Origin of the sequence: Micromonospora halotolerans (assembly GCF_032108445.1) — a bacterium.
Classification (GTDB): Bacteria; Actinomycetota; Actinomycetes; order Mycobacteriales; family Micromonosporaceae; genus Micromonospora; species Micromonospora halotolerans.
In genome coordinates this window covers 541,060-566,090 of sequence record NZ_CP134876.1, presented here as the reverse complement: position 1 = coordinate 566,090, position 25,031 = coordinate 541,060, and the positions used below count along the sequence as shown (strand labels likewise).

Genomic DNA, 25,031 nt, shown 5'->3' with positions numbered 1-25,031 from the left:
CATCATGCCCGCCCGGCGGGGGCGGGGGAGTCGGCGGGCGGGCGAGGGCGCACCATGCGGACGGGCAGTGGTTGCTCCCGGGCGGCCCGGAAGGCACCGGGGCTCACCCCCACCTCCCGGGTGAAGAACCGACCGAAGTTGGTCGGCTCGGGGAAGCCGAGCCGCCGGCCGATCCGGGCGATCGGCTCGTCGGTGGCGGCGAGCAGCCGGCTGGCCTGCAACGCCACCCGCTCGTCGATCACCTGCTTGGCGCTGCGGCCGGTCACCGCCAGGCAGGCCCGGGTGAGGGTACGAACCGAGCAGCCGAGCTGGGCGGCGTAGTCCTCCACCCGCCGGGTGTGCCGGTAGCCGCGTTCCACCTCCCGGCACAGCCGGCGGAAGGTCTCCGTCTCGGCCCGCGGCGTCGCGCGCTCCCCGGTGCCGGGCAGCAGGCTCAACCGCAGCAGCAGCACGGCGAGCTGGTGGCGCAGCAGCGCCACCGCGGCCGGGATGCCGGCGTGCCGGTCGGCGTCCACCGCCAGCTGGGTCACCTCGCTGATCACCGCGTCCTCGTCCTCGCCGGCGAGCTGCCGGTACGCCGGCACCGCGTCGGGGTCGACGTCCAGGCCGCGTAGCGTCTCCGGACCCCACCGCACCACCGTCGCGTCGAGCTGCGGACCGAGGCAGCGCAGCACCTGACCGGGGCGGGCCCGCAGCAGCGTGCCAGGGCGGCAGGGCAGCGCGCGGAAGTCCAGCTCGGCGGTGCCGTGCCCATGGGTGACCAGGATCAGCAGGTCGGCGTCGAGCAGGACCGGCCGGGACCAGCCGGACGCGGGCGCCAGGTCGGCGAGCGCACCGGTGACGATCTCGTCGGCGTCCACGCGAGCGGACAGGTCGGTGCGGGTTGCCGGGGAGGGCTGACCGGTAGTGACCATCGTCCCGACGGTAACCGCCCGGCGCGCACGTTGCATCTCGACGGTTTCGGCCGGCTTGTCGGCACTGACCAGGGACGGTTAGGTTACCGATCGGTAGCGCCGGGGTCGCCCGACCGACCCGCGGCCCCGCACACCGGCGATGGGATGGGCATGACGGATCTGTTCTCGGTCGAAGGCAAGACGGTGCTGGTCACCGGCGGCTCACGGGGTATCGGCCTGATGATCGCCCGGGGTTTCGTGCGGGCCGGCGCGAAGGTCATCATCTCCTCGCGCAAGGCCGACGTCTGCGAGACCGTGGCCAAGGAGCTCTCCGCCGAGGGGCACTGCGAGGCTATCCCCGCCGACCTGGGCCACGACGAGGGCGCGCTCGGGCTGGCGCAGGCCGTGCGGGACCGCACCGACCGGCTCGACGTGCTGGTCAACAACGCCGGCGCCACCTGGGGCGCGCCGCTGGAGTCCTACCCGGAGGCCGCGTTCGACAAGCTGTGGGCGGTCAACGTCAAGGCCGTCTTCCGGCTCACCACCGCGCTGCTGCCCGCGCTGCGCGCCGCGGCGACCCCCGACGACCCGGCCCGTGTGATCAACATCGGCTCGATCGACGGCATCCGGGTGCCCTGGATGGAGGTGTACGCCTACTCGGCGACCAAGGCGGCCGTGCACATGCTCACCCGCAGCCTCGCCCACCAGCTCGCCGGCGAGCAGATCACCGTCAACGCCATCGCGCCCGGGCCGTTCGAGAGCAAGATGATGGCCTTCGCGCTGCACGACCCGGCCTCCCGGTCCGCCATCGAGCAGCAGGTGCCGCTGGGCCGGATCGGCCGCCCCGAGGACATGGCGGGCACGGCGATCTACCTGTCGTCGCGCGCCGGCGCGTACCTGACCGGGGCGGTGATCCCGGTCGACGGTGGGATCACCACGCACGGCTGAGGCGTACCCGGGAACTGACGGCCCGGGGCCGCGCGGACTCGGCAGATCCGCGCGGCCCCGGGTGTGCCGTGTCAGCGACCGGCGAGCAGCCGGTTCACCGCCGTGTCGACGTCCAGGTGCTCGGCCTCGCGGCCGCGCGGGACGACGACGTAGGTCCGGCGCAGGAAGCGCACGAGCACGCTGCGCGGGACCTCGAAGAGGGCGTTGCCGTCCGGCGACGACAGCGCGAGCGCGACGAAGTCGCCGCGCGGGGTGGCCCACGGCCAGACCCGGACATCGCCGATGCCGGCCGGCTCGTCGAGACCGGTGACCAGCAGTTCGCGCGCGAACGACCAGCTCACCGCCTCGCCGCCGGCGGATTCGGCGTGGAACAGGACATGGACCGCATACGGGTCAGCAGGGTCGTAACGCAGACTGGCACGCACCGGCAAGGCGGTGGCGTCAGGCGCGACGAGCCTTAGCGACGTCTCGACCTCTACGGTCGTCGGTCGGATGACACTCATGGACGTTCTCCCCCCGGCACCGCTGCGGAACGCGCGTGTCCCGCTTTTCCCATACTCAGGTGCTGCTCCTGGCTACGCTCCGCCATACGCTGACTTCACCCAGTGGTGGGAAGGGGGTCGGAAAGCCTTCGAGAACATGAAAATTCTTGTAGGATTTCCGCTTCCGCCCGATCCGTCATCCCGCCCGGCAACGGGTGGTTCAGTCGTCGACTTACTCCGGTAACGTCCAGTCCTCAGCAGGGGTGACGGTCCCGGGCGACACTGGGGGTGGAAATGGTCACGAGGGGTTCCTCGGTGGAAGCGAGGACCACGGCCGGCCCACCGAAAGGTGCGGCCCGAGCAGCCAAAAGGCGGGGGTACGAGGTGCCTGTCGAAGGGGGTCCGAGGACCGCTCTCGCCGAGCGGCGCCACACCGGATGGCGAGGGCGCCTGCACACCACCCTCGAACTGATCCGGGCCAACCCCACCGGCCGGGTCGCCCTCAAGATCTTCATCGGCCTGCTCGGCGCCATCGTCGTCACCATCGGCATCGCCCTCATCCCACTGCCCGGCCCCGGCTGGCTGCTGGTGATCGCCGGCCTCGGCGTCTGGGCCGTCGAGTTCCACTGGGCGCGGCGGCTGCTCGCCTTCACCCGCCGCCACGTCAACGCCTGGACGCGCTGGGCGACCAGCCGGTCACTGCCGGTGCGGTGCGCCCTGGGGGCCGCCGGGCTGGTGTTCGTGTCGGTCGTGCTGTGGCTGTCGCTCAAGTACAGCCTCGGGATCGACCTCGTGGCGCGGGCCCTGCACTACCTCGCGACGCACTGAGACCCGGTTTTTGGTCCGCGGTCTCGATCAGGTAGAGTCATCGGCGCTGAGGGCGATTAGCTCAGCGGGAGAGCGCTTCGTTCACACCGAAGAGGTCACTGGTTCGATCCCAGTATCGCCCACGCATGTCAAAGGCCACTTCCCGGCTTCGGGAGGTGGCCTTTCTGCTGTCGTACTGCAGCTAAGTACAGCAGCGGTGCTCAATGGCCGAGTGAATCGCCGAGACGCTTCAATGCTTCTCTCGTCGCCTTCGATGAGACCTGGGTGTAGATCTCCATCGTTACCGAGAACCGGGCGTGCCGGAGCACCTGCATGGCGACTCTGGGGTGGACGTCGAGGTCGGCCAGGAGCGTGGCGCAGGTACGGCGGGCGTCGTGCACCGTGATTGGCTTGACCCCCGCCTTGTCGCACCGCGTCTGCCAGGAGCGCTGGAAGTTGCGCGGCTCGATGGGTGTGCCATAGCGGGTGGTGAATACAAGTCCGGTTTCGTGCCACGCGTTGCCGGCTGTTGCTCGGGCCTCGTCACGTTGTTCTTGTCGCAGCTTGAGGGCGGTCAGGCATATGTCGGGCGGGGAGGGTGGCGTCGGACGCCTGGGTCTTGGTGTCGCGGTGCAGGAGTTGCCCGCGCACGCGTTGCAGTTGCCGGCCGATGGTCAGCTCTCCGGCGTCGAGGTCGACGTCTTCCCACGTCAGTCCGAGGGCCTCGCCCTTGCGTAGGCCGGTGACGAGGACCAGGGCGTAGGCGGCGTAGAGGGGTCCTCGTCTGCTCTGGCGGACTCCAGGACCTTCCGCGCCTCGTCGCTAGACCAGGACTTGCCCCGGCGGCGGCGGACCGTGGCCAGAGTGACCGGCACGGCCGGATTCTTGGCGATGAGGTCTTCGGCCTGGGCGTGGGTGAGGGCGGCCCGCAGCGCAGCCCGGATGTCGCTGACCGTCCGCATCGACGGGACGGCCTGGCAGCAGCGGCCGACCGCACAGCAGCGCCGCTTGTGCTTCGGCCGGGCGGCGTCCTTGCCCTAGGCGCAGCACTGGCAGGTGCGGGCCACCTGGTTGATCCAGGTCTGCACGTCGCGCGACTGGAGGCGGTCGAGCCGCTTGGCCCCGAGAAAGGGGGCAATGTAGCGGCGGACGAACGTCTCGTAGGTCGCGTACGTCAAGGGTGCCCGGTTCGGCTGGATGATCTCGGCCAGCCACCAGGTGAGCAAGCTGCCGACCGTCGGGACGCTGGTCGCCACGGGTCCGGCCTTGGCCTGCTGGTGCAGCTTGATCCACTTGTCGTAGACGGCTTCGCGGGTCTTGCCGTAGACGTACTTGCGGGTGCGCTTGCCGTCGGGCTTGGTGACCCAGACGTAGGCGGCGTAGCCGTTGCGGTAGGGGAAGATGGAGCCTTCGCCGTTGGCTCGTGCGCGTCCGGGCATCAGGCAGCCTCCTGACGTTCGACCTGTTCGCGGATGTAGTCGTCGACCCATTCGGGAAGGATGCGGCGGTACTTGCCATCCTTGATGGAGCGCAGCTCGCCGGTGGCGATCTTCACCTTGACCTTGGAAATACCGAAGCCGAGCAGAGCGGCGACCTCGGCGGGCGAGTACCGGCGCGGGGTGAGGTCTCGGCTCATGCGGCGGCCCCGGCAAGCCACGCTTCGTAGGCGAGTTCTTCCCGACCGATGCGCCTGCTCTCACGTCGCTGTCGGGCGGCGGTGTTCGCGAGCAGGGCATCACCTTCGGTGAGCCAGCCGGACCCGATGTAGGTCCGGGTGCCGACAGTGATCGTGTCGGCGCTTTCGTCATCGTCGGTGCGGCGGTAATTGGCGGGGGTGTCGCGGAGCAGTGCGAAGGTGACGGAGTAGCGGCGGGCTTTGGTGAGGAAGTGGCCGCCGTAGCCGAGCATGTGCGCCCAGCGGCGCAAGCCGCCGTAGATGTTGGGTTTGGTGTCAAGGCTGTCTTGACGGTCGTCGGCGGTTGCGGCGCCGCTGGCCGTGTCAGTGTGGGTGGGCCTGCCGAGGTGCCCGCAGGCGTCGATGAGGCGGGCGAGGTGGTCGCCTTCGGGGTCGGCGTAGTCGTCGATCGTGGCCGGGGTGAGCCGGGTGGAGCACTGGCCGGTGGCTTCGGTGGCCTTGGTGGCGTACTTGGCGAGGTAGGAGGCGACCTTGTCGTCGGTCAGCTCGCCGTCGGCGGTGTTGATGCGCCGGACGTCAACCTGCTCGCCCCAGGCGATCAGCCACCCTTCGGGCTGGTCGGAGTGCGAGGGCGTGGTGACCGTGATCTGCCGGGCGGCGACGCGGACCGCCCCTTCCAGGTCGTCGACGGTGGTGCCGGCCGGCGGCGGCACGAGAGCGTCCGGGTCGTCGGGGTCGACGCCGTCGAGGCGTAGCAGAACGTGGAAGTGCACCGCGGCCCGGCGCTGCACTTCGGCGACCTTGCCGTGGGACACCCGCACGGGCGGCACCCAGCGGACCTTGCCGGAGGCCGTAGGTGGTTGCGGTGAGCCATCCCGCCTGCCATCGACCCGGGCAAGCCGAGCAGACCACCGCCCGACCCGCCAGCGCCCGTACGGGCGTCAATGTCCGCTTGACGTGGCGGGTCGGGCGGCGGCCCGCTCCCCAGGAGGGCGGGTCGATGGCATACGGGATGGCCGTGCAGCTTTCCGGGTGACGTTCTGCCGCTTCTTTTCGTGCCAAATCTTTCCGGCTCTCGAAAGCTTGTCCCAGACCGCCTCGGTGTAGATAGCAACAACGGTTTCTTTGCTTGCTTTCTTGTCTATGAGGATGTATGCCGTCAGCCAGTCTGGCACGCTGGTTGCATATCCAGTGTAGGGAGGTATGCTCATATGGGGAAAGATGTCAGACTTGATGTACTTGTCAAGTTCGGCCACGGTTTCAATGTTATAAAGATCCAGGACCTCAAGGAGATCCCTGCGGTCTCTTGCCATCCGCTTTTCGTCATGCATCCTGACGGTTGCTTCTAGCTGACGAAGCCGTTCAGTGAACGCGCTAATAGTATCACTGTCGCTTAGATAGGCGAGCAGGGATGCTTCATTGAGAGGAATCTCCAGGTGCCCTTCGCGCACCTCACCCTCATACTGAGACGAAATCCGCTCGCGCTCATCGCGCAGCTCAGAAAACTGCTCATCGGCAAGCTCAAACAGTGCACTGAGGCGAAACAGCCGCCGCCTAAGCTTTGCCGGGGCTTCGGTTGTCGATTTATAATCAAGCTTATGGTTGACGGCTGCCCAAGCGTGCTGTAGCGCGGTTCGAACCTGAATCTCAGCACGGATTCCCTTGAACGGTCGCCATTCAGCTAACTCGCCACGGGCAGGAGCAAGTCCTAGCACGTAATGTACCGAGGTGTAGCCGAATCGGTCGGGATCGAATCCTGCGGCCTTGTCGACCGAGTTTGACTCGTCAATCACAAACTGGGCCTTAAGAATTTCACCTACTCGGACAACATCTTCAAGGTAATAGGTGATGATCCTCAGGCCGACGAGATCCGTAATTTCCTCAATTGGATTCTCGTACTTTGCACCCTTCCGTCCAATCTTCTCGACGAAGCTATCCACGTCCTTGGCGCGAGCCTCGACTTGAATAACATCAATTTTAGCGTCTTCAAGTAGATCAATAATCAGAGATTGAAGGCGTAAGCTGAATGCTTCGTATGTGCCGCGTGCGGCGCGATACTCAGCTTCCCAGTCATCGGCGGCTACCTGAGTCATCCAAAGCTCCAAGACCGCTTGTCTAAAGCTCGAATCATAGGTGATTCCGCTTCCCCGGTCTAGGTCATCCCTGGGCACCTTTGATCCGTCACCGCTGTCAGCGACCTGCAGATTCGCTGGTCAGCGATCATCGGCAGAGACCGACACCGCGACGTGCGGAGTCCGCCTTAAGTCCCACTTCATCATAGAACGAGCCGCCAGTGATGACGGACGCGACGCCAGGGCTGAGGCGCGCTTGCTGGACGAGTCAACGAGGGACTACGACAGGCGGCATCAGCGGGCGCCCCCACTTCGGCGGAGAGGACTCAGGCGGCTCCTAACACCGCCGCAAGGACCTATCCAAAGGTCGAAGCACCTTCCATGCCGACGGTCGCTGGCCGACACGGGAATCCCCCACTGGACCGAATCTAGGCCGCCTGGGCCGTGTGGCGGCGACCAGATAGAGCCGTGTGCGGCAGCAGCGCCGACAGCAGTGCTGACAGCAACTGGCCGGGACGAGGGCAGTCGCCGGCTGCCGAGCGCGGACACTTGCCCGAGGTCGCGGACGTGTACGGACTCCGCCGGGCGGAGCGCCCAGAACTTACAAGCGAGGGGTCATCGGTGCGCTGGCTATCGGGGTACCGTCGACATCGGTGGCTTGCCGTATTGCGGCCGGGTGAGTCCGCCTGACCCTTCAGCTTGGAGCGGCGTATGGCTTCATTCGTCGACCCGCGCTTCGGCGTAGCTCTGCGTGGGTTTCGGGAGCGACGGGGTCTGTCGCTTCGGTCGCTCGGGCAGCTCGCCCATCGGAGTAAGAGCCACCTGCACGAGCTGGAGACGGGGGTCAAGGCTCCGACCGCCGACACCGCGCGCCACCTGGATCGGGTTCTCGATGCCGGAGGCGTGCTCGCTGGCATGGTCGATGCGCCGATCGACCATGCTGCTGAGGCCGGCGAGCTGCGTGCGAGGGTCATGGCCAGCGACGTCGGCAAGGATGTGCTCGACCGTATCGAGCAGGGCGTCGATGATCTGGCCAGTGCCTATCCGACGACGGCCCCGGCTGATCTCCTGCCGCTGGTACGGCGGCATCTGGCATATGTGGGCCGGCTGCTGGACGGACGCGTCACGCTTGCGCAGCAACGCCGGCTGCTGGTGGCCGGCGGGTGGCTCGCGGTGCTGCGGGCCACCGTGCACATCGACCTGAGACAGCGGGCCGCGGCAGCTGCCCATCTGCGGGCTGCTCATGACCTCGCCGAGCACGCGGAGCATGCGGAGATCCGGGGATGGTGCCTGGAGACCCGCGCCTGGGACGTGCTGACCCAGGGCGACTACCAGGCAGCGCTCGACCTTTCCCGACAGGCCCAACGGATCGCCCCGCAAGGCAGCTCCGCCTACATTCAGGCCACTGCCCAGGAGGCGCGCGCCTGGGCGCGGATGGGTGACGTCGGTGAGACCAGACGAGCGTTGGACCGCGTGGAGCAGCTGACGGCCAACCTGCCGGTTCCAGAGCGTGCCGAGCACCACTATCGCTACGACCCGGCCAAGGCTGCCGCGTACACGGCAACGACCCTGTCATGGGCGGGCGACCCGGGCGCCGAGCAGGTGGCAAGGGCGGTGCTGGCCGACCTGGACCCCGACGGCGACGGAGGTGCACGGCCACGCCGCTCTGCGTCGGCGCGTCTCGACCTCGGTCTTGCCCTGGTTGCCTCCGGGCAGCCGGACGAGGCGGTCGCTCTCGGGACGGAGGCTGTCGTGTCCGGGCGGGTGGTGCCGTCGAACTGGTGGCGAGCGACGGAACTGCTGGCGAAGGTGGAGCAGGCCGGGGTGCCGGAGGCGGCGGCCTTACGTGAACTGTGCGCCGAGTACGCCCCCCGACGCCGGCAATCAGCGGACAGCACAACCGGTTAGCGGACGATCACCGTCTGGATCGACGACGTTTGCGGCGCGACTCTGGTCCTCACTGCATCGGAGCGCGGACACGGCACATCGGCCGGTGACCTGCGCTCCCTTAACAGGGAGGGGCCGGACGTGACGGTGACTGTCGGACTTCTGAGACTGATCAGCGGCCGGTGCCTCCCCTCGACGCCGGCTGTGCCGGGAATCGGTCAGCGCACCCAGGCCGGGGAGCAGGAAGCGGCCCGGCGGCGGCTTCTGGATCAGGCGCGAGGTGCGGAGCATCAACCGACGGCGGACAGTGGGCCGCTTGACCACGACCGGGATCGGCTCGCGGGACGTGACGAGTGACCGCCCACGGGCCGGTGCTGCCGATCTGGAGTTGCGGTGGCTGTGGCGCACCATGGCCATGCGTGACCCGACGCCGGGAACTGCGAGCAGAGTTCGAGGACGCCCCGGTGTCCCTCTCCCTCTACATGGGGGCGCAGCTTGTCCGCGCCACCGCCGACCTGACCTGGGCACCCGCCGGCACGCTGCATCGGCGGTTCCTCGGCTGGACCCGATGAGCATCCTGCGACCCGGCGACGAGAAGTTCCACTACAGCGACAGCTCCCACAGGTGGATCCCGCCGGACCCCGACTACGACCAGGAGGTCTGGGACGAGCAAGTACGCCAGCACAAGCAAGGCCACCTCAAGAACGAGCGCCCGAAGGTCCGCATTCAGCGCCTCGTGTGATGCCAGCAGTACAGCAGTGAAGTACAGCAACCGTGCCAGCCAAACCGAGCCGAGAAGAGCCCCAGCAGGCCATCTGACCTCGTATCAAGCCCGATCCGGCCCGCTCGCCGAGAGTTCACACCGACTTGTTTCATGGTGGCCGGAGATCACGGTCTGCAGCCAGGATCTTCGAGGCGGTGGTCGGGGTCGCTCGCTTCACACCTGCCGCCTGTGGGCTGGCTTTTCTTCGGCCTGCGTCCCGGCCATCGCCGCTGGCGGGGAGTGGCTTGAGAGAGGCCTGTGGTGCTGAAAGTCGGTGTGCCCTCCTCGCTCGTCACAGGTTACGGACGAGGAGAGGATACGGATGGCTGGCAAGGTCGTCATCGGCGTCGATCCGCACAAGGCGAGCTGGACCGCGGCGGCGGTCGACAGCTCGCAGCGGGTGCTGGCTGTGGTGCGTGTAGAGGTTAATCGCGACGGCTACCAGCAACTGCGCCGCTTCGCCCGCCGATTCCCTCGTTCGGTGTGGGCGATTGAGGGTGCTGGTGGACTGGGTGCGCCGCTGGTGACGCGGCTGGCAGCCGATGACATACGCGCCGTCGACGTGCCAGCCAAGCTCGCCGCCCGGGTGCGCCTGCTGTCCACCGGCCACAACCGGAAGACCGATCAGGCGGACGCCGTCTCCGTCGCGGTCGCCGCGCTGACCGCGCAAGGCCTGCGTAGCGTTGAGACAGACCAGACCACAGCGGCGCTGCGGGCGTTGACCGAGCACCGTGAGGACCTGGTGCGCGCACCCGCACCCAGACCGTCAACCGGCTGCACGTCCTGCTCGCTCAGCTGCTGCCCGCCGGCGCCGCAGCCAACCTCACGGCCGACGGCGCGGCGGCCCTGCTGCGAACCGTGCGTCCCCGCGAGCTGCTGGCCCGCACGCAGCGCCAGATCGCCGTCGACCTCGTCGCCGAGATCCGACGCCTCGACCGGCGCATCAGCGCGGCCGGTGACGCCATCGCCGCTGCCGTCGCCGCAGCCGGCAGCACCCTGACCCGTCTCTACGGCGTCGGCGACATCGTCGCCGCCATCGTGCTCGCGCGCACCGGCTCGGTCAGCCGGTTCGCCTCCTCAGCGCACTTCGCGTCCTTCGCCGGCGTCGCCCCGATCGAAGTCTCTTCCGGCGACGTCGTGCGCCACCGACTCTCCCGGGCAGGGGACCGCCAACTCAACCGTGCCCTGCACGTCATCGCCATCACCCAAATCCGCGGCGACACCGCAGGCAGGGCCTACTACCAGCGCAAACGACAAGCCGGGAAGAGTCACCGAGAAGCACTACGCTGCTTGAAGCGCCGCCTCGCCGACGTGGTCTATCGAACCCTGCTCTAGGACGCCAACACCTCGTTCGGGACTTTCTCTTGACACAGAGAGGCGCCGAAGAGGTCACTGGTTCGATCCCAGAATCGCCCACCGTATGTACAGGTCAGAAGCCCGTCACCGGAACCTCCGGTAACGGGCTTCTGCCGTCTTGCCCCTTAAGTTGGGAGCCGATTGGGAGCAGGGCGCTCGGCCTTGGTGGCCGACCCGGTAGGCGGGCCGGCGGCTGCTACTGGGTGGCAGGCTCCCACCGCCCTGCCGGCTGATCAAGGAGTCGGACGTACCGCTACGGGCACCCACCTGACGAGAGGCCCCGGGTTTTGGCCCAGTGGCGATGGCCGTCGGTCCGGTGGGCCGCCCACACGCCGGTCCACTCGGCAACCTGAACCGGGCGGCCGAATGAACCATGGCTCGCCTGGTGCGGGTGTCTTCTGCAGCCCCTCAAGCGTCACTGGCGAGCAAGTCGAGGCGGGCGGTGGCGCACGATTGGCGGTGACGCAGCGACGAAACCGCCGAGCTAGACGGCGTGCGCCGGATCTGGGCGTGTTCGCTCGCCCCAACGGACGACTGCCGGGGCGGCGAGCCCGACCGCGACGAAGATGCCGCCCATCAGCAGCCAGCCGGGGGCTCCCCAGGCGATGCAGAGCAGGCCCAGGATGGAGGGGGCGGCGACGTTGGCCAGGCCTGTGCCGAGCCCGGAGACTCCCGTGTACTGCCCCTGCGCGTGTGGAGGCGCGAGTCGGAATTGCAGCTCGAGTGAGCCGGCCGCGTGCCACAGCTCGCCGACGGTGTGCGCGGCGACCCCCAGCGTCATCACCGTGACGGCGAGCCACCCGGGAATCGACGAGGTGGCGGCGATCAGGGCCATCCCGATCAGGAACGCGATTCCGGAGCGGCGCATGGCTCGACCTGCCGCTGGGCTGGTGTCGATGCCCCGGCTGGCTCTGACCTGGAGCGCCGCGACGAGGGCGGTGTTGACCAGCACGGCTACCCCGACGAACCAGCGCGGCGCGTTGGTCTGCGAGATGATCCACACCGGAAGTGCGAAGACCAGTACCTGGCCCTGAATTCCCATGATGGCGTCGAGCACGGTGACGGCCAGATAGGGCTTGTCCTTCAGTGCGATCCAACGCCCGGTCGTCTGGGGTGCGGGGATCGGCGGCAGTGAGGGCAGCCGGGTGATGATGGCGGCGCATGCCACGAAGCTGGTGGCGTTGCCGACGACCAGGGCGAGGTAGGCGGCGCGGGTGTCCAGTTGCACCGCGGCGCCGGCCACGAGGGCACCGCAAGCTCCGGCGAGGTTGGCCACCGAACGAAGATAGGCACGGTACCGGGCCAGGTTTGTGCCGCCGAACCCACGCACCAGCGGGCCGCGGGAGGCCCCGCCGGCTGAGTGAGCGAGCTGGGTCAGGCAGACCAGGACGACGAACAGCCAGAACGTGTGGACGAAGGCCAGCGCCCCCATCGTGGCGGCTCGGATGACCAGAGTCAGCAGATAGATCTCGCGCGGGCCCCGCCGATCGGCGAGATGCCCGATCGGAATCCCGGCGAGCATCCCGACGAGTGCGGCGATGCCCATGCCCAGAGCGACCTGGGTGAGGGGGAGCCCGACGGAGCGGGTGAAGAAGAGCACGGCACTGGCCATGAAGATGCCACTTCCGAGCATGTTGACGAAGGTGGCGACGGCGAGGACGCGCCGGGGGCCGTGAGGGGGGATGAGTCCTCGGGCAACGAGCCATGAGCTGTTCGGCGGCGGGATGGGAATGGACGTTGTCGCTGCCTGCAAAGTGACGGGGGCCTCTCGTCGACGATGGTGGACTTGTGGCAGGGCTGCGCCCTGTCGGGCGCCGCTACTCGAGGGTCGCCAACTCCTCGGGAGACAGGCGCAGCGCCCCGGCGGCGACGTTCTCGACCAGGTGATCGGGGTTGCCGGTGCCGGGGATGGCCAGCAGGTGCGGCCCGCGGCTGAGGGTCCACGCGATCCGCACCTGCGCTGGGGTCACGCCGTGTGTGCGGGCGATCACCTCCACCGCCTCGTTGGTGGCCACGCCGCCGGCCTCACGTCCGTCGCCGGCGATCGCGAAGAACGGCACGAACGCGACGCCCTGCTCGCCGCAGGTGCGCACGAACTGGTCGTGCATGCGTCGGGTGTCGACGCCGTACGGGTTCTGCACGCACACCACCGGGGCGATCGCCTGTGCCTGCGCGAGGTGGTGCGGGCGGATGTTCGCCAGACCCAGATGCCGGATAAGGCCGGCGTCGCGCAGGTCGGCCAGCGCGCCGAAGTGCTCCGCGACCGAGTCCAGCCCGTGCTGGCGCAGGTTCACGACGTCGAGGTGGTCGCGGCCGAGTTGGCGCAGGTTCTCCTCGACCTGCCCGCGCAGCTGGTCCGGCCGGGCCAGCGGCAGCCACTCGCCCGAGGGGTCGCGGCCCGGACCGACCTTCGTGGTGATGACCAGGTCGTCGGCGTACGGCGACAAGGCCGTGTTGATCAACTCGTTCGCCGACCGGAGCGGCGAGAAGTAGAACGCGGCCGTGTCGATGTGGTTCACGCCGAGCTCGACCGCCCGGCGCAGCACGCCGATGACCCGGTCGCGGTCGCTTGCCGCGCTGCCGTTGTGTGTCAGGCGCATGGCGCCGAATCCGATCCGGTTGACGGTCAGGTCGCCGAGCATCCAGGTGCCTGCGGACCCCGCAGTGATCATGTCGATGGGCATCGGGCGAATTTAGCCATCCCCGCTGACCTGCGCAGTCGGTCGTCCGCCCGATACCGCTCGGGCAACATCGTTGCTAACTTATCTATCGTGGGAAGCGCTCCGTCGGGGGTGCGCAGTGACAGTCCGCAGTTCACCTCGGTCCTGACCGCATCCGCGTTGCGCCTGTGTCGGCCGGCCGTCTGAGGACGGGGCCTGACTGGTTCCTGGCCGGTGAGGCGTACACATCGAGAGCGACCCGGGCCTTCCCGCGACGGCGTTGGTCACGCGCCCGCGGCGGGTGGCGCTGGAACAACTGCCGTGACCATCCACCCCAGTCCCGCAGGAGCGGCTACGCCGGCGTGCCGCCGTCGTCGGCAGATACCCCGGGCACGATGTGCGAGGAAGCATCGCCTTCCCGATCGGGTGCGTCGCGGCCGTCGTCCTGGCCGCCGTACGGCGACGTTCGCTCACCGTCATTCCGGCGCCGGCCGGTCCGGCCCGTACCGCAGGACGGGGACGGGCCCGGCGCGGAGAGTGGTCCTCCGCGCCGGGCCCGGGGATCGGGTGGGGTCAGCCGGCCGCGCAGGTGGCCGTCGCGCCCGGGCCGGTGCCGGTGCCCTGGAAGCCGAAGTTGGTCGACTGCTGGGCGCCGACGTGTCCGTTGTAGCTCGCGTTGGTGAACCGGACGGTTCCGCTGGTGCCGCTGGCCTGGGCGTTCCAAGCGCCGGTGACCGCGGCGCCGCCGGGCAGCGTGATGGTCACGGACCAGCCGTTGATGTCCGCGGAGCCGGCGGTGACCGTCACGCTCGCGGTGAAGCCGCCGGACCACTGGTTGACCGTCACCGACGCGGAGCAGCCGTTACCGGTCGGCGGCGTGCTGGTGGGGGGAGCCGTGGTCGGCGGCGCGGTCGTCGGCGGCGTCGTGGTCGGGGGAGCGGTGGTCGGCGGCGTGGTCGTCGGCGGCGCGGTGGTGGGCGGATTGGGCGCACCGCTGGCCAGGCTGTAGGCCAGGTCGGGCTGGAACGAACCGGCCGTGTAGCGGCAGCCGTCCGCCTCCCCCGGCGGCTTCACCCAGAGGTACGCGTCGATGTTGGCGTCGCCGGTGCCGGTCGTCGGGTACAGCCCGATGCGCCGGTCGGTGTTGTCGTCGGCGCACCAGTCCCCGCTGGCACCCCCGTTGCGGCTGGTGTCGATGACCTGCCGCTTGCCCGGGATGCCCATGCCGTTGAGGGCGGAGATGATCGCCCGGCCGAAGTTCGCCTCGCCGGAGGTGGAGTTGAAGTTCGACACGTTGGTGAAGAAGCCGTCGGCGTACTGCACGCCGGCCGCCCGGAGCCGGTTGGCCTGCTCGCCCGCGCTGTTCCAGGTGGAGTGGCCGCCGTCGAGGTACACCTTGGCGTTGGGGTTGGCCGACTTGATGGTCTGGGTGGCCGCCGTGATCGCCTGGTTTCGCGCGCTGATCTCGCCGCTGCTCAGGCACGTCTGCAGGGCGAGCGAGTCGGTTTCCAGGATGATCATGACCGTCTGGTTGCCGAGTCCTCTGGCGAAGTTGGACACCCACGTCTGGTACTGGTTGAGGTCCGGCGCCCCACCTGCGCTGGCCCCGCCGCAGTCCCGGTTGGTGATCTCGTACACCGACAGCACCGGGATCTGCTGCGCCGCGTTGGCGGCACCGATGAGCCCGGAGACCTCGGACTGCACGGTCGACGGGTTGAAATTGGCGAACCAGCGGGCCTGCGGCTGACTCGCGATCTTGTCCCGGATGATGGCGGCACGCGAGTCGCCGGAGTTGGCGGCGACCCAGCGGACAACGGCGGAACTCGGGTCGCGGTAGAGCGATCCGGACACGGTGCCGGCGGACGCGCCGCCGACGGCGAGGCAGACGCCTGCGGCGGCCGTGCCCGCGATTGCCGCCGCACTGATGGCCGCCGATCTGCGGCGCCGGGGGGAGAGGATAGCCACGACGTGTTTCCTCCTGGTCGCATAGATGCGTCTAAGTGTATGGGAGCGTTCCCATGGACGGTAGCGGAGGCGCGCGCCGCTGCCAAGATGTGAAGACTCGTCGGTGCGGCAGTGGCCGCGTCTGGGTGTCAAGGCTCGCGCCCGGCGGGGTGCTCGGGTCAGTTGACGGTGGCGGCGGTGAGGAAGAACGTGACTGCGTAGGTGAACCGGTGCGCGGCGACGGCATCGTCGAACTGCTCCGTGAAGGCACGCGCCTCGGCGGGGTCGAGCGCGCCCCATTCGGCAGCTGTGGCGGCCCAGCTTCGGAGGCCGAGCACGTTGTCGACGGCGGTCGGGCTGCGCACCACGAGGGTTCGGGCTTCGACGTTGATGTCGACCAGGCCTTGTGCGGCGAGGAGGCCGGCCTGTTGATGAGCCAGGGTGCCGTTGCGGAGGAGGGCATCAGCCCGGAAGCGCAGGACGCTCCGAGCCAGGCTCTGGTCGGCGATGTCGAGTACCTGAGTGTCGTAATCGGGGTCTGCGAGAACGACGCGGCCACCCGGCCGGACGACGCGGACGAGCTCTCTGATCGCGGCGTGGGGATCGGCAACGTGCTGCAGGGTGCGATCGGCCCATGCGCCATGGAAGGAGCGGCTGAGAAACGGCAGGTGATGGGCGTCGGCAACAACGCACTCGGTCAAGCCGCGGGTTCGCATCGCATCGGACATCGTCCGGGCGTGGTCGACCGTGGCCACGCTGACGCCATGGTCATCCCTCAGACGGACCGCGCTTGCCCCTGTCCCGGCGCCTACTTCGAGATAATGGCGACCAGGCGACGAACTGAGCAACTCGCGTACCCGCCGCTGGTATGCCTGGTAGAACGGCTCCTCGCCGAGGCGGTCCAGGACGGCAACCCACGAGGTCGGGTCGGACTGGTGGTCGACGTCGGTGAACCCATGCACGGTCGGAGCCTATGTACGGCGGGTCCGACGGTGCTGGCCCGACTGGTACTACTGGCGACCACATCGGCCCAGTTCCGCGGGATGGCGGCGGTAGGCGTCGGTCCCGGTTAGCCAGAGCCATGGCGGGTACCCGCAGCGCCGACGAGACGTGTGGGGGAGGTTGGTGTCGAGATGGCGGCGCAGGGCATGAGCAGTGACGTGATGGACCGGGCGATCACCGACGCGTTGGAGTGTTCGCGGATCTGTGAAGAGACGTTGGCCTACTGCCTGCGTCAAGGTGGCCGGCACGTCGAGGCCGAGCACCTCAAGCTGATGGTGGACTGCGCGGAGATATGCCGGACGGCGGCCGCGTTCATGGGGCGTGGGTCGCGGTTCAACGCGGAGATCTCGCGTATCTGTGCTCAGATCTGCCAGGCGTGCGCGGTCGACTGCGCGCAGTTCAGCGGGGACGACCAGATGATGCGCTGCGCCGAGCAGTGCCGCCGATGCGCCGACTCGTGCACCCAGATGGCCGCCGTTGCGGTCTGACAGATCCGGCTGCGACATCGAGAGGTCCGCGACCCTGGCGAGTAGCCAAGCTGGCGGAGTGCCATCGACTCCAGCGGAATAGGATCGAGTCGTGGCATTGGCGGGGGCCAGGCTGGTCCTGATCGGGTCACCCGGTGCGGAGACGGCTGCGGTGGCCGATCATCTCGCCGCCCGGCTCGGACTTCCCTCGATCTCCATTCGGGACGCGATTCAGTCAGCGGTGCGTGCGGGATCGGAGCTCGGCGACGATCTGCGTCGGTTCATGAACGCCGAGCAGCTGCCACCGCCCGAGCTCATCGCCGCGATCGTGCAGCGCCGGCTTGGCGAACCCGACGCGGTCGACGGCTTCGTGTACTGGACGGAGTTCCCGACGCTGTCGGTGATGCGTTCGCTGGAGACCTTGGGGATTCAAGCGGTCGAGCTGGTCCTGGTCGATGCCGAGGCAACGCGGCGCTTGACGGGACGCCGCACGTGCCGGGGCTGCGGGAAGATCTGGCACATCGAGTCGCTACCGACTTTCGTCCACGGTGTCTGCGACCGGTGCGGTAGCAAACTGTTCCTTCGTGACGACGACGCCCCGGCCGCCGTCGCCCGTCAATTGAGCGTCTACCACGAGCACAGCGCGCCCGTCCTGGCCCACTACCGCGCCGCGGGTCTCTTGATCAACGTCGACGCCGCCCGCGCAACAGAAGAGATCGTGACCGAGCTGACCAGTCGATTTGAGCGGAGTTGAGCAACGGGTGGGTCCAACCGGGCCGGCCACCGACGGCCGGGCTCCCGGCATCTGCGGCATGACTCATCGACTGCCCAGGCGAACGGTGCAGACGACGCCGTCGCGTGCCCAGGCGCACCGTCGCTGCGCCCACCAGGGTCGCGGCGGCCAGCGGCAGCCACAGCGCCGCCGCGCCCAGGCTGAGCAGACCGGTGATGATGACGGGGTCGACGGCCCGGGCCAGGCCGAAGCTGAGCTGCCAGCGGGCGAGCGCGCGCCCCATCAGGTGCGGCGGTGCCGACTCGATCACCAGCGGCACGCTGCTGCTGGTGTAGAGAATTTCACCCAGCGTGTAAGGCACGATGACCAGCGCGACGAGCACCGTGCCGGGGCCGCCGCCCGTCGCCCCGCCGAGCCAGAAGGCGAGGTAGGAGGCGGCGAGCAACAGGCCGGACCAGAAGAGCACGGTACGGTGCGGCCACTTCGCGAGGCGCACCACCACGACCAGTTGCAGCGCAATCACCATGACGGTGTTGGCGACGAAGATGCCCGAGGGCCACGCCAGGGACGCGTGCAGGCCCTGCACCAGCAGCAGCGGCAGGGCGATCTCGAGGATGTCGGCGTAGAAGGCGTACGGAATGCCGGCCAGGGCCAGGACGGTGACGGTGCGTAGGCCAGCACCGCCCGTTTCCTTCGTTGCCGTAGTCGGGGCGGGGGCCGGAACATCGTGACGGGGCAGCGGCACCCGGGCGATCACCGCCGCGCCGAACGCGCACCCGAGCGCCGTCGCCAGCGCGAGCCAGCGGAGCACCTCCGGCCCGGTCGCGACCAGAACCGTGCCGAGCAGGGCGCCGGCGCCCAGGCCGGCGTTGCGCAGTGAGCGTCCCGCGGCCAGCGCCGCCGCACGCTGGGCCGGGCCGGCGAGCGCCGCGATCAGCGCGGAACTGGTGGGTGGAGCGATCTGCGTGCCGACGCCGATGAGCACCGCACCCATGGCGAATCCTGCGATGCCGGGCACCAGGGCAAGCAGCAGCGACCCCACCGCCCGCACCAGTAGCGCGGCGACGGCGGGGGCCCGCCGCGCTCCGCGGTCGATCCACCATCCGGCGAGCGGGACGGCGCCGAGGCCGGCCAGCATGCCCACGGTCAGCGTCATACCGGCCTGCCGCGCGCCGAGCCCGATCAGCACGGCGTAGATCACGATGAACGGGCGCAGCATCCCGGAGGTCGCTGCCTCGACTGTGGCGCTGAGCGCGTAGCGGCCGCCGCCCGGGATGCGGACCAGCTCACGAAGCGTCGTACGGGTGGTCGTCACGGCTCCGATCGTCCGGCCGTACGGCGGCGAAGCGACCCGGGTTGCCCAGCCTCGTCAATCCATGCCCCGTCGATTGACAAACGTCGTCAATCGGTCTGCCCGGGCGCGGACCCCTGCCATGATCGGTACTGTGGTTACCTCGGTCGACATCGCCGGCGTACCAGCCGATCGGATCCGGATAACGCCGTCGCCGCTCGCGGAGCTCGGCGCGGTGCTGCACGTGCTCGCGGAGCCGCAGCATCATCCGGACACCGCCGCGGCGGTGGCGATGATGGCGGCGGCCCTTCCCGCGGAGCTGGCGCCGGACCTCGAGGAATTCGGTCTGCTCTGGCACTCCGGCCGGGCCGACTTCCTGTTCCCGTCCGATCCACGGCCGAGCCTGCGCGAGGAACTGGACGACGTCGACCGCCTGGACGACGAGCGGTGGGTCGCCGCGGCGCTCGCCGCGCATCGAGCCGTCTCACCGGCGCCGCGGGTGTGGTCGCCGCTGCGTGACCCGATCGTGCGGCAGCGGGCGCTGGCCGCGGCCCGCGCCCGAGGGCCGCGGCAGGCGGCGTGGGCCGAGCGGGTGCTCGCCGATCCGGCCGCCGAGCGCGAGCGGGTACGACGCTTTCTGCTCGCCTGCGAGTCCGCCTTCTTCGGCGCGGTCTGGAACCGCGTCCGCCCAGCGCTCGCCGAGGAAGCCGACCGTCGACGCTTCGACCTGGCCCGCGAGGGTATCGGCGCCCTCGGCCGGATCTCGCACGCGATCGGGGTCGACACCGAGCGCGGCATTCTGACGATCGACAAGCTGCAGGACCAGACGGCAGACGGTCGCGGCGGCGGGATGACGCTTATCCCGAGCGCGTACGGCGCACCGCATATGACCGTCGTGTACGCGCCCGGCTGGTTGCCCGTGCTGCAGTACCCGGCACCGGGCTGGGACCCGCGCCCGGTGTTGCGGGTGGACGAGCTGGATGCTCGGCTGACCGCGCTGGCGCACCCGCTGCGGCTACGTTTCTGTCGCACGCTCGCCCGAGGCCCGCACACGACCGGCGAGCTGGCCGACTTGTGGCGGGTGACGGCGCCGGAGGTGTCCAGGCACCTCGCGGTGCTGAAGGCGGCCGGGCTGCTGATCCCGGCGCGCCGCGGCCGCTACGTGACCTACCGGCTGGACATGGAGGCCTGCACCGGCCTGGGGCAGCAACTGGTGGACGTCCTCGGGCGCTGAGCAGCAGGACGCGTACGTGGCCAGGACGACGAGGTCGGGCGTTGTGGGCCAGTTGGCAGGCGGCTGCCGCACGCCGGCTAGATGTGCGCGACGATCTGCCGGAGTTGATGGCCAAGGATCGCCTCGACCGCGCTGATTTCGTCGCGGGTGAACGTGTACTCCGTGCGAGCCGGGTTGGCGACGGCGATCTCGAAGCGGGCGAAGCCGCTGGGCCAGTCGAACGTCAGGGTGTCCAGCGCGACCGCCGTCTCGCAGCATGGAACCGTCACGATCAGGCTGTCGAACTCGCCCTCGGTCTCCTCGACGAGGTCCCCGTACCAGTCCAGCGGGATGTTCTGGTCGCAGCGTGGGCACGTGATCTGCCGGATGTTCTCGCCGGCGTCGACGACGGTGATCCGGTCGTAGAACTCGACCGTCACGTCCTGCTGGACGCCGTCCGGGTCGGGAAACACCCGCCGGACGTACGTTTCAACCTCGGTCGCGGCCTCCTTCGTTGGCTGCCAGTTGACGTCGGTAGGGATGAGGGAGACGTAGAAGTCGCTCACGGGCGTGATTCTCGACCACGCCCTGTTCCACGACGCGGCGACCCTCACCCGGCAGGACAGCCGGCTGCCGGCGAACGTCGGGTCTCAGGACGTCCGTGCCGGATCAGTCTCAAGACGTGGGCGGCACTTCCGGCCATCCGGGTGGTGACGGCGGCTCGGACCGACGTCTGCGAGCGCGGGCTGTGATGGTCAACCGCCGGTTCACCGCGTACCCGCTGCCGGCGCTCCCTCGTGTCCGGTGTTGACCCTGACACCGTGTCAGGCCGCAGGATGAGGCGGTGTTCAGCATCGGAGACTTCGCCGCACTCGGCCGCGTGTCGGTGCGCATGCTGCGCCACTACGACGCGATCGGCCTCCTGCGGCCCGCCGCGACGGATCCGGTCAGCGGGTACCGCTACTACCGCGCCGACCAGCTGCGCCGGCTCAACCGGATCATCGCGCTGAAGGACCTGGGACTCACGCTCGCGCAGGTTGCCGACATCCTCGACGACAAGGTCACCGTCGAGGAGCTGCACGGCATGCTCCGGCTGCGGCGCGCACAACTGGAGGAGCAGCTCAGCGCCGATGCCGCCCGACTGGCCGGCATCGAGGCGCGGCTGCGCATGATCGAACAGGAGGGGCACATGAGCACCGAAGACGTCGTGTTGAAGCGCATCCCGCAGGCGCGCGTCGCCGAGCTTTCGGCGGTGGCCGCCAGCTACGAAGGGCCGGACATCGGGCCGGTGATCGGGCCGCTGTACCAGGAGGTGTGGCGGCGGCTGAATCAGACCGGCGCGACGGTGACCGGTCCGCCGATCGCCTACTACGTGCCGGAACCCGGCGGGGACGGCGACGGCCAGGAGGTTCGGGTGCACGCGGCCGTCGAGGTGGCCGCTGACACGCCTACCGGCGATGGCACGCTCGACATCCTCAACCTGCCCGGGCTCCGGTCCGCCGCCACGATCGTGCACCGGGGCCCGATGGACGAGGCGTTCCGCAGCATGCAGATCCTGGCCCGGTGGATCGACGACAACGGCTACACGCCGGTCGGGTACGCCCGCGAGGTCTGCCTCGAGTTCGACCCGGAGAACCCGGTGAACTGGGTGCACGAGTTCCAGATCGAGGTCGCCCGCCCCTGACGGTTGCGATCGGCGGCCGGGTGGCAGCGGGAGCGGTACTTCGGGGGGCGGTCGTCCTGCTGCCGTACGCGGCGCGACCAGCGCCTACGGTGACGGGGTGCCACGCATCGAGCTGACCACGGACGTCCGGGCAGTCCCGGAGGCTGTCTTCGATGCCTGCCTCGACGTCGGTATGCACACCGAGTCCATGGGAACCAGCGCCGAACGGGCGGTCGGCGGCGTGACGGCCGGCCGGTTGAAGGCCGGCGACGCCGTCACGTGGGAAGCCAGACACTTCGGCCTCCCCTGGAGGATGACCGTTCGGATCACCGACTACCGGCGGCCGCACGGCTTCACGGATGAGCAGATCAGCGGTCCGTTCGGCCGATGGCACCACGAGCACAGCTTCACGCCACACCTGGCCGACTCCTCGGCGACCGTCATGCGCGATGTCATCGATTTCACCGCGCCGATGGGACCCGTCGGCCGCCTGGTGGCGAGCCTCATCCTGCGGCCGTACCTGCAACGCCTCATCGCACGTCGCAACGCCTATCTCGCTGCCACCCTGGCAAAACGGCAGATGGGGCACAAGACAGCGTGAGATGTCGATGACGCGGCAAAGCCCTGTCGTCCTCCAACACCTCCCCGGCGTTCTGCGGTTGCTGGCCTATCTCGACCTACCGGCCAGCAGCGCAGACAACAGCTGAAGGCCGGCTGCTCATGCCTGGGTGATCATTGTTGCCGGCTCAGGTCCGCGGCCACGCACCTCACCATCGCCTGTCGGCCTGGCGGAGCATCGCGTCCTGTTCGGGGTCGGGCATGAGCTGCCGGACCTCCTGCGCGCAGCGGCACGAGGCGGCGATCTTGGCAGCCCACGCCAGCGCCTCCTCGCGTGAGTCCACCTCCACGATCGAGAACCCGCCGATGACCTCCTTGGTCTCGGGGTAAGGGCCGTCGGTGACCATCCCGTCCGTGGCAACGACGCTCGCCTGCTGGCTCTGCAGTCCGGCGCCGAACACCCACACGCCGGCGTTCACGGCCTCCTGGACCACCGCGTGCGAGGCCTTGGCCACGTCGGGAATCTCCTCGTCGGGGATGTGGTCCATCGCGCCGGCATTGAACGAGATCAAGTACCGCGTCATCCCATGACTCCCTTGTCCCGGCGGCCTCCTCCGGCCGCCTCTCACCTGTTCTACGAACGACTCGCTCCGGATCCGACGCTATGCCAGAAGACTTTTTGACGGGACCTCCGCCGTGCGACGGCTGCCGGCCTCATGTCGTCCCTGGTCGCGGAGAATCATCAGGTCAGGACGCCGAGCGGTGTGCCATGGTCCGGGAGCTCGGTGACGCCTCACTCGCCCGTCGTAGTTCGCGACGGACGGACGGCGGGCTTGCCGCCGGCCGCATCGACGGCGCGGAAGCCGGGGCCGGCGCGACGAACGTCAGCACCCCACCGGTGGCGAGGGCGCCCACCGTCGCGATTCGCCGAAGCTGCGCCGGCGAGCCGCTGGCATCCGCGCACTGATCACGACTGCGGCGTGCCCTGGTCGTCCGCGACCTGGATGATCGTCCTGCCCGGCGTGCGGCGGCGGCGGGCGAACGCGGAGGTCGCCTCGGAGAGCGGGCGCACGGCGCCGACGATGGGGTTGAGCCGCCCGGTCCGCACGCGTTGGGCGAGGTCGGCCAGCCGGACGCGATCAGGCTCGACGACGAAGAAGACGGCTCGCCCGCCCTTCGGCTGCACGGTGGGCGGCGCGGCGATGGTGACGACGGTGCCGCCCGGCCGAACCAGTTCGGTCGATCGGGCGAGGATGTCGCCGCCGATGACGTCCAGCACCAGGTCCACCTCGCCGGCGTGCGGCAGCTCGTCGGCGTCCAGGTCGAGGAAGGTGTGCGCACCGAGGCCGAGCGCGACATCGCGGTCCCCGGCCCGGCCGGTCCCGATCACGCGGGCGCCCACCTCCCGCGCGAGCTGGACGGCGAGCGAGCCGACACCGCCCGCCGCGCCGTGGATGAGGACGGTCTGGCCGGTCGTGAGGTGGCCGTGGTCGAACAGCCCCTGCCATGCGGTCAGCCCGGAGATGGGCAACGCGGCGGCCACGGTGTGGTCGATGTCGGCCGCGAGGGGAGCGAGGTTGCGGGCCTCCACCGCGGTGTATTCGGCCAGGGAGCCGTTGCGGGCCCAGTCGGTCAGCCCGAACACCCGCTGGCCGACGGTGAGGCCGGTCGTTCCGTAGCCGAGCTCGACCACCACTCCGGACACCTCGTGCCCGGGGATGCTGGGTGTCCGGTCGCGACCGGCGCGATCGGTCCACGTTGCCGGCCAGTCGAGCTCGCCGGGGGTGAAGCCCGCGGCGTGTACGCGCACGATGACGTCGTTCTCTGCGGCGTGCGGGTAGGGCATGTCGGTCAGGGTGAGCCCGCCGACACCCGCCTCACGGTCGCGTACGGTGATCGCTCGCATGCTCGAATCCTCTCCAGGATGTTCGTCGGTGCGGGGTGGTCGTGTGCCCGATCAGCTCGGCCAGGGCGAACCGAGCATGCGCTCGACCGTCGTCACCCGGCGGAAGCCTGGGATGAAGTGTTCGAGCACGTCGGAGTTCACGGTGCCGTTCGTGGTCTCGGGCCGGTCCTTCAGACCGTCGACGTAGGTCCGCAGAAACTCGTTCTTGAAGTCGCCTCGCGGATGGACGGCGAGGATCTCGTCCAGCTGATCGCGTACCAGTCCGTCCAGGCCGAGGCCGAGCACGTCGGTCAGGACACCGAGGTACGTGGTCGCGATCTCCGGGGCCATCCGGTCCGGGATGCCCGGGGTGGTGTGCAGCGCGATCGCCGTCCAGACGGTCTCCGCGGCGGCGGTCGGGAAACCCCGGTCCAGGAGGAACTTGCGCGCGTGGTCGGCCCCGTCGACTTCGAAGCGCTGCTCGACGTCGGAGAAGGGGGTCAGGAGGCCGGTGTCGTGGAACATGGCCGCCAGGTAGAGCAGCTCCGGGTCCGGTTTCATGCCGAGCCGGTCCGCGTGGATCAGGCCGAAGAAGAAGACCCGTCGGGAATGGTGGTAGATGAGCGGGCTGGTCGTCTCCTGGATGCGCCTGGTCGCCTCGGCGACCGCCGCTGTCTCCGGAATCTCCAACCCCGCGATGACCTCTGGCATGATCTCTGACCTTCCGGAAATGTTCGCGCTTGCTGTCTCCGGCCTCCATGCTGCCCACCG

General features: G+C 69.3%; 24 protein-coding genes, 1 tRNA gene and 3 pseudogenes. 13 read left to right on the top strand and 15 right to left on the bottom strand.

Annotated features, from left to right (window positions below):
- Positions 1-2 precede the first annotated feature (2 nt).
- Positions 3-914 (bottom strand): helix-turn-helix transcriptional regulator, encoded by a 912-nt coding sequence (locus tag RMN56_RS02545; protein WP_313722252.1) that lies wholly within the window; start codon positions 912-914, stop codon positions 3-5.
- 150 nt (positions 915-1,064) lie between these two features.
- Between RMN56_RS02545 and RMN56_RS02540 the strand changes: the two genes are divergently transcribed.
- Positions 1,065-1,841: an SDR family oxidoreductase gene (locus tag RMN56_RS02540; RefSeq protein WP_313722251.1), complete on the top strand. Its 777-nt coding sequence runs from the start codon at positions 1,065-1,067 to the stop codon at positions 1,839-1,841.
- Between the two features lie 71 nt (positions 1,842-1,912).
- Here RMN56_RS02540 and RMN56_RS02535 read toward each other — a convergent pair whose 3' ends face one another.
- Positions 1,913-2,344 (bottom strand): SsgA family sporulation/cell division regulator, encoded by a 432-nt coding sequence (locus tag RMN56_RS02535; RefSeq protein ID WP_007457244.1) that lies wholly within the window; start codon positions 2,342-2,344, stop codon positions 1,913-1,915.
- 273 nt (positions 2,345-2,617) lie between these two features.
- Here RMN56_RS02535 and RMN56_RS02530 point away from each other — a divergent pair, with 273 nt between their 5' ends.
- The gene (locus RMN56_RS02530; RefSeq protein ID WP_313722250.1) at positions 2,618-3,151 is read left to right on the top strand and encodes a TIGR02611 family protein; all 534 of its coding nucleotides are present in this window, start codon (positions 2,618-2,620) and stop codon (positions 3,149-3,151) included.
- A gap of 50 nt (positions 3,152-3,201) precedes the next feature.
- A tRNA-Val gene (locus RMN56_RS02525) sits at positions 3,202-3,273 on the top strand.
- Positions 3,274-3,351: 78 nt separating this feature from the next.
- Here the strand turns inward: RMN56_RS02525 and RMN56_RS02520 are convergent.
- The 4 genes and pseudogenes from RMN56_RS02520 to RMN56_RS02505 all read right to left on the bottom strand — a co-directional run bounded on the left by RMN56_RS02520 (position 3,352) and on the right by RMN56_RS02505 (position 6,859).
- A pseudogene (locus RMN56_RS02520) lies at positions 3,352-4,569 on the bottom strand (tyrosine-type recombinase/integrase).
- Positions 4,569-4,766, bottom strand: a complete 198-nt coding sequence (locus RMN56_RS02515; protein ID WP_313722249.1) for a helix-turn-helix domain-containing protein — start codon at positions 4,764-4,766, stop codon at positions 4,569-4,571. Before RMN56_RS02515 ends, RMN56_RS02520 begins: the two are co-directional and overlap by 1 nt.
- Positions 4,763-5,668, bottom strand: a pseudogene (locus RMN56_RS02510) (replication initiator); the annotation flags it as partial. The gene RMN56_RS02515 and the pseudogene RMN56_RS02510, both read right to left, overlap by 4 nt.
- A 39-nt stretch (positions 5,669-5,707) precedes the next feature.
- The gene (locus RMN56_RS02505; RefSeq protein WP_313722248.1) at positions 5,708-6,859 is read right to left on the bottom strand and encodes a GTP pyrophosphokinase; all 1,152 of its coding nucleotides are present in this window, start codon (positions 6,857-6,859) and stop codon (positions 5,708-5,710) included.
- A 690-nt stretch (positions 6,860-7,549) separates the two neighbouring features.
- Here RMN56_RS02505 and RMN56_RS02500 point away from each other — a divergent pair.
- The 5 genes and pseudogenes from RMN56_RS02500 (at position 7,550) to RMN56_RS02480 (ending at position 10,823) form a co-directional block, all read left to right on the top strand.
- A complete protein-coding gene (locus RMN56_RS02500; protein ID WP_313722247.1) occupies positions 7,550-8,746 on the top strand; it encodes a helix-turn-helix domain-containing protein in 1,197 nt (398 codons plus the stop codon).
- Positions 8,747-9,144: 398 nt separating this feature from the next.
- Complete coding sequence (locus RMN56_RS02495; protein WP_231605389.1) at positions 9,145-9,297, top strand: hypothetical protein; 153 nt, start codon at positions 9,145-9,147, stop codon at positions 9,295-9,297.
- Complete coding sequence (locus RMN56_RS02490) at positions 9,294-9,467, top strand: hypothetical protein (RefSeq protein ID WP_313722246.1); 174 nt, start codon at positions 9,294-9,296, stop codon at positions 9,465-9,467. Before RMN56_RS02495 ends, RMN56_RS02490 begins: the two co-directional genes overlap by 4 nt.
- 343 nt (positions 9,468-9,810) lie before the next feature.
- Positions 9,811-10,176, top strand: a pseudogene (locus RMN56_RS32585) (IS110 family transposase); the annotation flags it as partial.
- A gap of 170 nt (positions 10,177-10,346) precedes the next feature.
- Entirely contained in the window at positions 10,347-10,823 is a 477-nt protein-coding gene (locus RMN56_RS02480) for a transposase (RefSeq protein ID WP_313722244.1), read from the top strand.
- 505 nt (positions 10,824-11,328) lie between these two features.
- Here RMN56_RS02480 and RMN56_RS02475 read toward each other — a convergent pair.
- The 4 genes from RMN56_RS02475 to RMN56_RS02460 all read right to left on the bottom strand — a co-directional run bounded on the left by RMN56_RS02475 (position 11,329) and on the right by RMN56_RS02460 (position 16,410).
- Positions 11,329-12,477 carry an MFS transporter gene (locus RMN56_RS02475; protein ID WP_313722243.1) on the bottom strand — a complete coding sequence of 383 codons (1,149 nt, stop codon included), beginning with the start codon at positions 12,475-12,477 and terminating at the stop codon, positions 11,329-11,331.
- Between the two features lie 184 nt (positions 12,478-12,661).
- Positions 12,662-13,528 (bottom strand): aldo/keto reductase, encoded by an 867-nt coding sequence (locus tag RMN56_RS02470; protein WP_313722242.1) that lies wholly within the window; start codon positions 13,526-13,528, stop codon positions 12,662-12,664.
- Between the two features lie 549 nt (positions 13,529-14,077).
- Positions 14,078-15,469 (bottom strand): glycoside hydrolase family 6 protein, encoded by a 1,392-nt coding sequence (locus tag RMN56_RS02465; protein ID WP_313722241.1) that lies wholly within the window; start codon positions 15,467-15,469, stop codon positions 14,078-14,080.
- Between the two features lie 158 nt (positions 15,470-15,627).
- Positions 15,628-16,410, bottom strand: coding sequence for a methyltransferase domain-containing protein (locus tag RMN56_RS02460; RefSeq protein WP_313722240.1), 783 nt, complete (start codon positions 16,408-16,410; stop codon positions 15,628-15,630).
- Between the two features lie 186 nt (positions 16,411-16,596).
- On the opposite strand from RMN56_RS02460, the gene RMN56_RS02455 reads away from it, so the two are divergent.
- Both RMN56_RS02455 and RMN56_RS02450 read left to right on the top strand, forming a co-directional pair.
- Complete coding sequence (locus tag RMN56_RS02455; protein WP_313722239.1) at positions 16,597-16,938, top strand: four-helix bundle copper-binding protein; 342 nt, start codon at positions 16,597-16,599, stop codon at positions 16,936-16,938.
- Positions 16,939-17,029: 91 nt separating this feature from the next.
- Positions 17,030-17,671, top strand: a complete 642-nt coding sequence (locus RMN56_RS02450) for an adenylate kinase family protein (protein ID WP_313722238.1) — start codon at positions 17,030-17,032, stop codon at positions 17,669-17,671.
- On the opposite strand, the gene RMN56_RS02445 is transcribed toward RMN56_RS02450, so the two are convergent.
- Complete coding sequence (locus RMN56_RS02445) at positions 17,601-18,965, bottom strand: MFS transporter (protein WP_313722237.1); 1,365 nt, start codon at positions 18,963-18,965, stop codon at positions 17,601-17,603. The genes RMN56_RS02450 and RMN56_RS02445 overlap by 71 nt on opposite strands.
- Between RMN56_RS02445 and RMN56_RS02440 the strand changes: the two genes are divergently transcribed.
- Entirely contained in the window at positions 18,955-20,175 is a 1,221-nt protein-coding gene (locus RMN56_RS02440) for a DUF5937 family protein (protein ID WP_313722236.1), read from the top strand. The genes RMN56_RS02445 and RMN56_RS02440 overlap by 11 nt on opposite strands.
- A gap of 77 nt (positions 20,176-20,252) precedes the next feature.
- Here the strand turns inward: RMN56_RS02440 and RMN56_RS02435 are convergent, their stop codons facing one another.
- Positions 20,253-20,720: a hypothetical protein gene (locus RMN56_RS02435; protein WP_313722235.1), complete on the bottom strand. Its 468-nt coding sequence runs from the start codon at positions 20,718-20,720 to the stop codon at positions 20,253-20,255.
- A gap of 278 nt (positions 20,721-20,998) precedes the next feature.
- Here RMN56_RS02435 and RMN56_RS02430 point away from each other — a divergent pair, with 278 nt between their 5' ends.
- On the top strand, positions 20,999-21,838 hold the full coding sequence (locus RMN56_RS02430) for a MerR family transcriptional regulator (RefSeq protein ID WP_313722234.1): 840 nt from the start codon (positions 20,999-21,001) through the stop codon (positions 21,836-21,838).
- Between the two features lie 97 nt (positions 21,839-21,935).
- Positions 21,936-22,418, top strand: coding sequence for an SRPBCC family protein (locus RMN56_RS02425; RefSeq protein ID WP_313722233.1), 483 nt, complete (start codon positions 21,936-21,938; stop codon positions 22,416-22,418).
- A 166-nt stretch (positions 22,419-22,584) separates the two neighbouring features.
- Here RMN56_RS02425 and RMN56_RS02420 read toward each other — a convergent pair whose 3' ends face one another.
- The 3 genes from RMN56_RS02420 to RMN56_RS02410 form a co-directional block, all read right to left on the bottom strand.
- A complete protein-coding gene (locus RMN56_RS02420) occupies positions 22,585-22,959 on the bottom strand; it encodes a YciI family protein (protein WP_313722232.1) in 375 nt (124 codons plus the stop codon).
- Between the two features lie 383 nt (positions 22,960-23,342).
- Entirely contained in the window at positions 23,343-24,281 is a 939-nt protein-coding gene (locus RMN56_RS02415; RefSeq protein ID WP_313722231.1) for an NADP-dependent oxidoreductase, read from the bottom strand.
- A 51-nt stretch (positions 24,282-24,332) separates the two neighbouring features.
- On the bottom strand, positions 24,333-24,971 hold the full coding sequence (locus RMN56_RS02410) for an HD domain-containing protein (protein WP_313722230.1): 639 nt from the start codon (positions 24,969-24,971) through the stop codon (positions 24,333-24,335).
- Positions 24,972-25,031 lie beyond the last annotated feature (60 nt).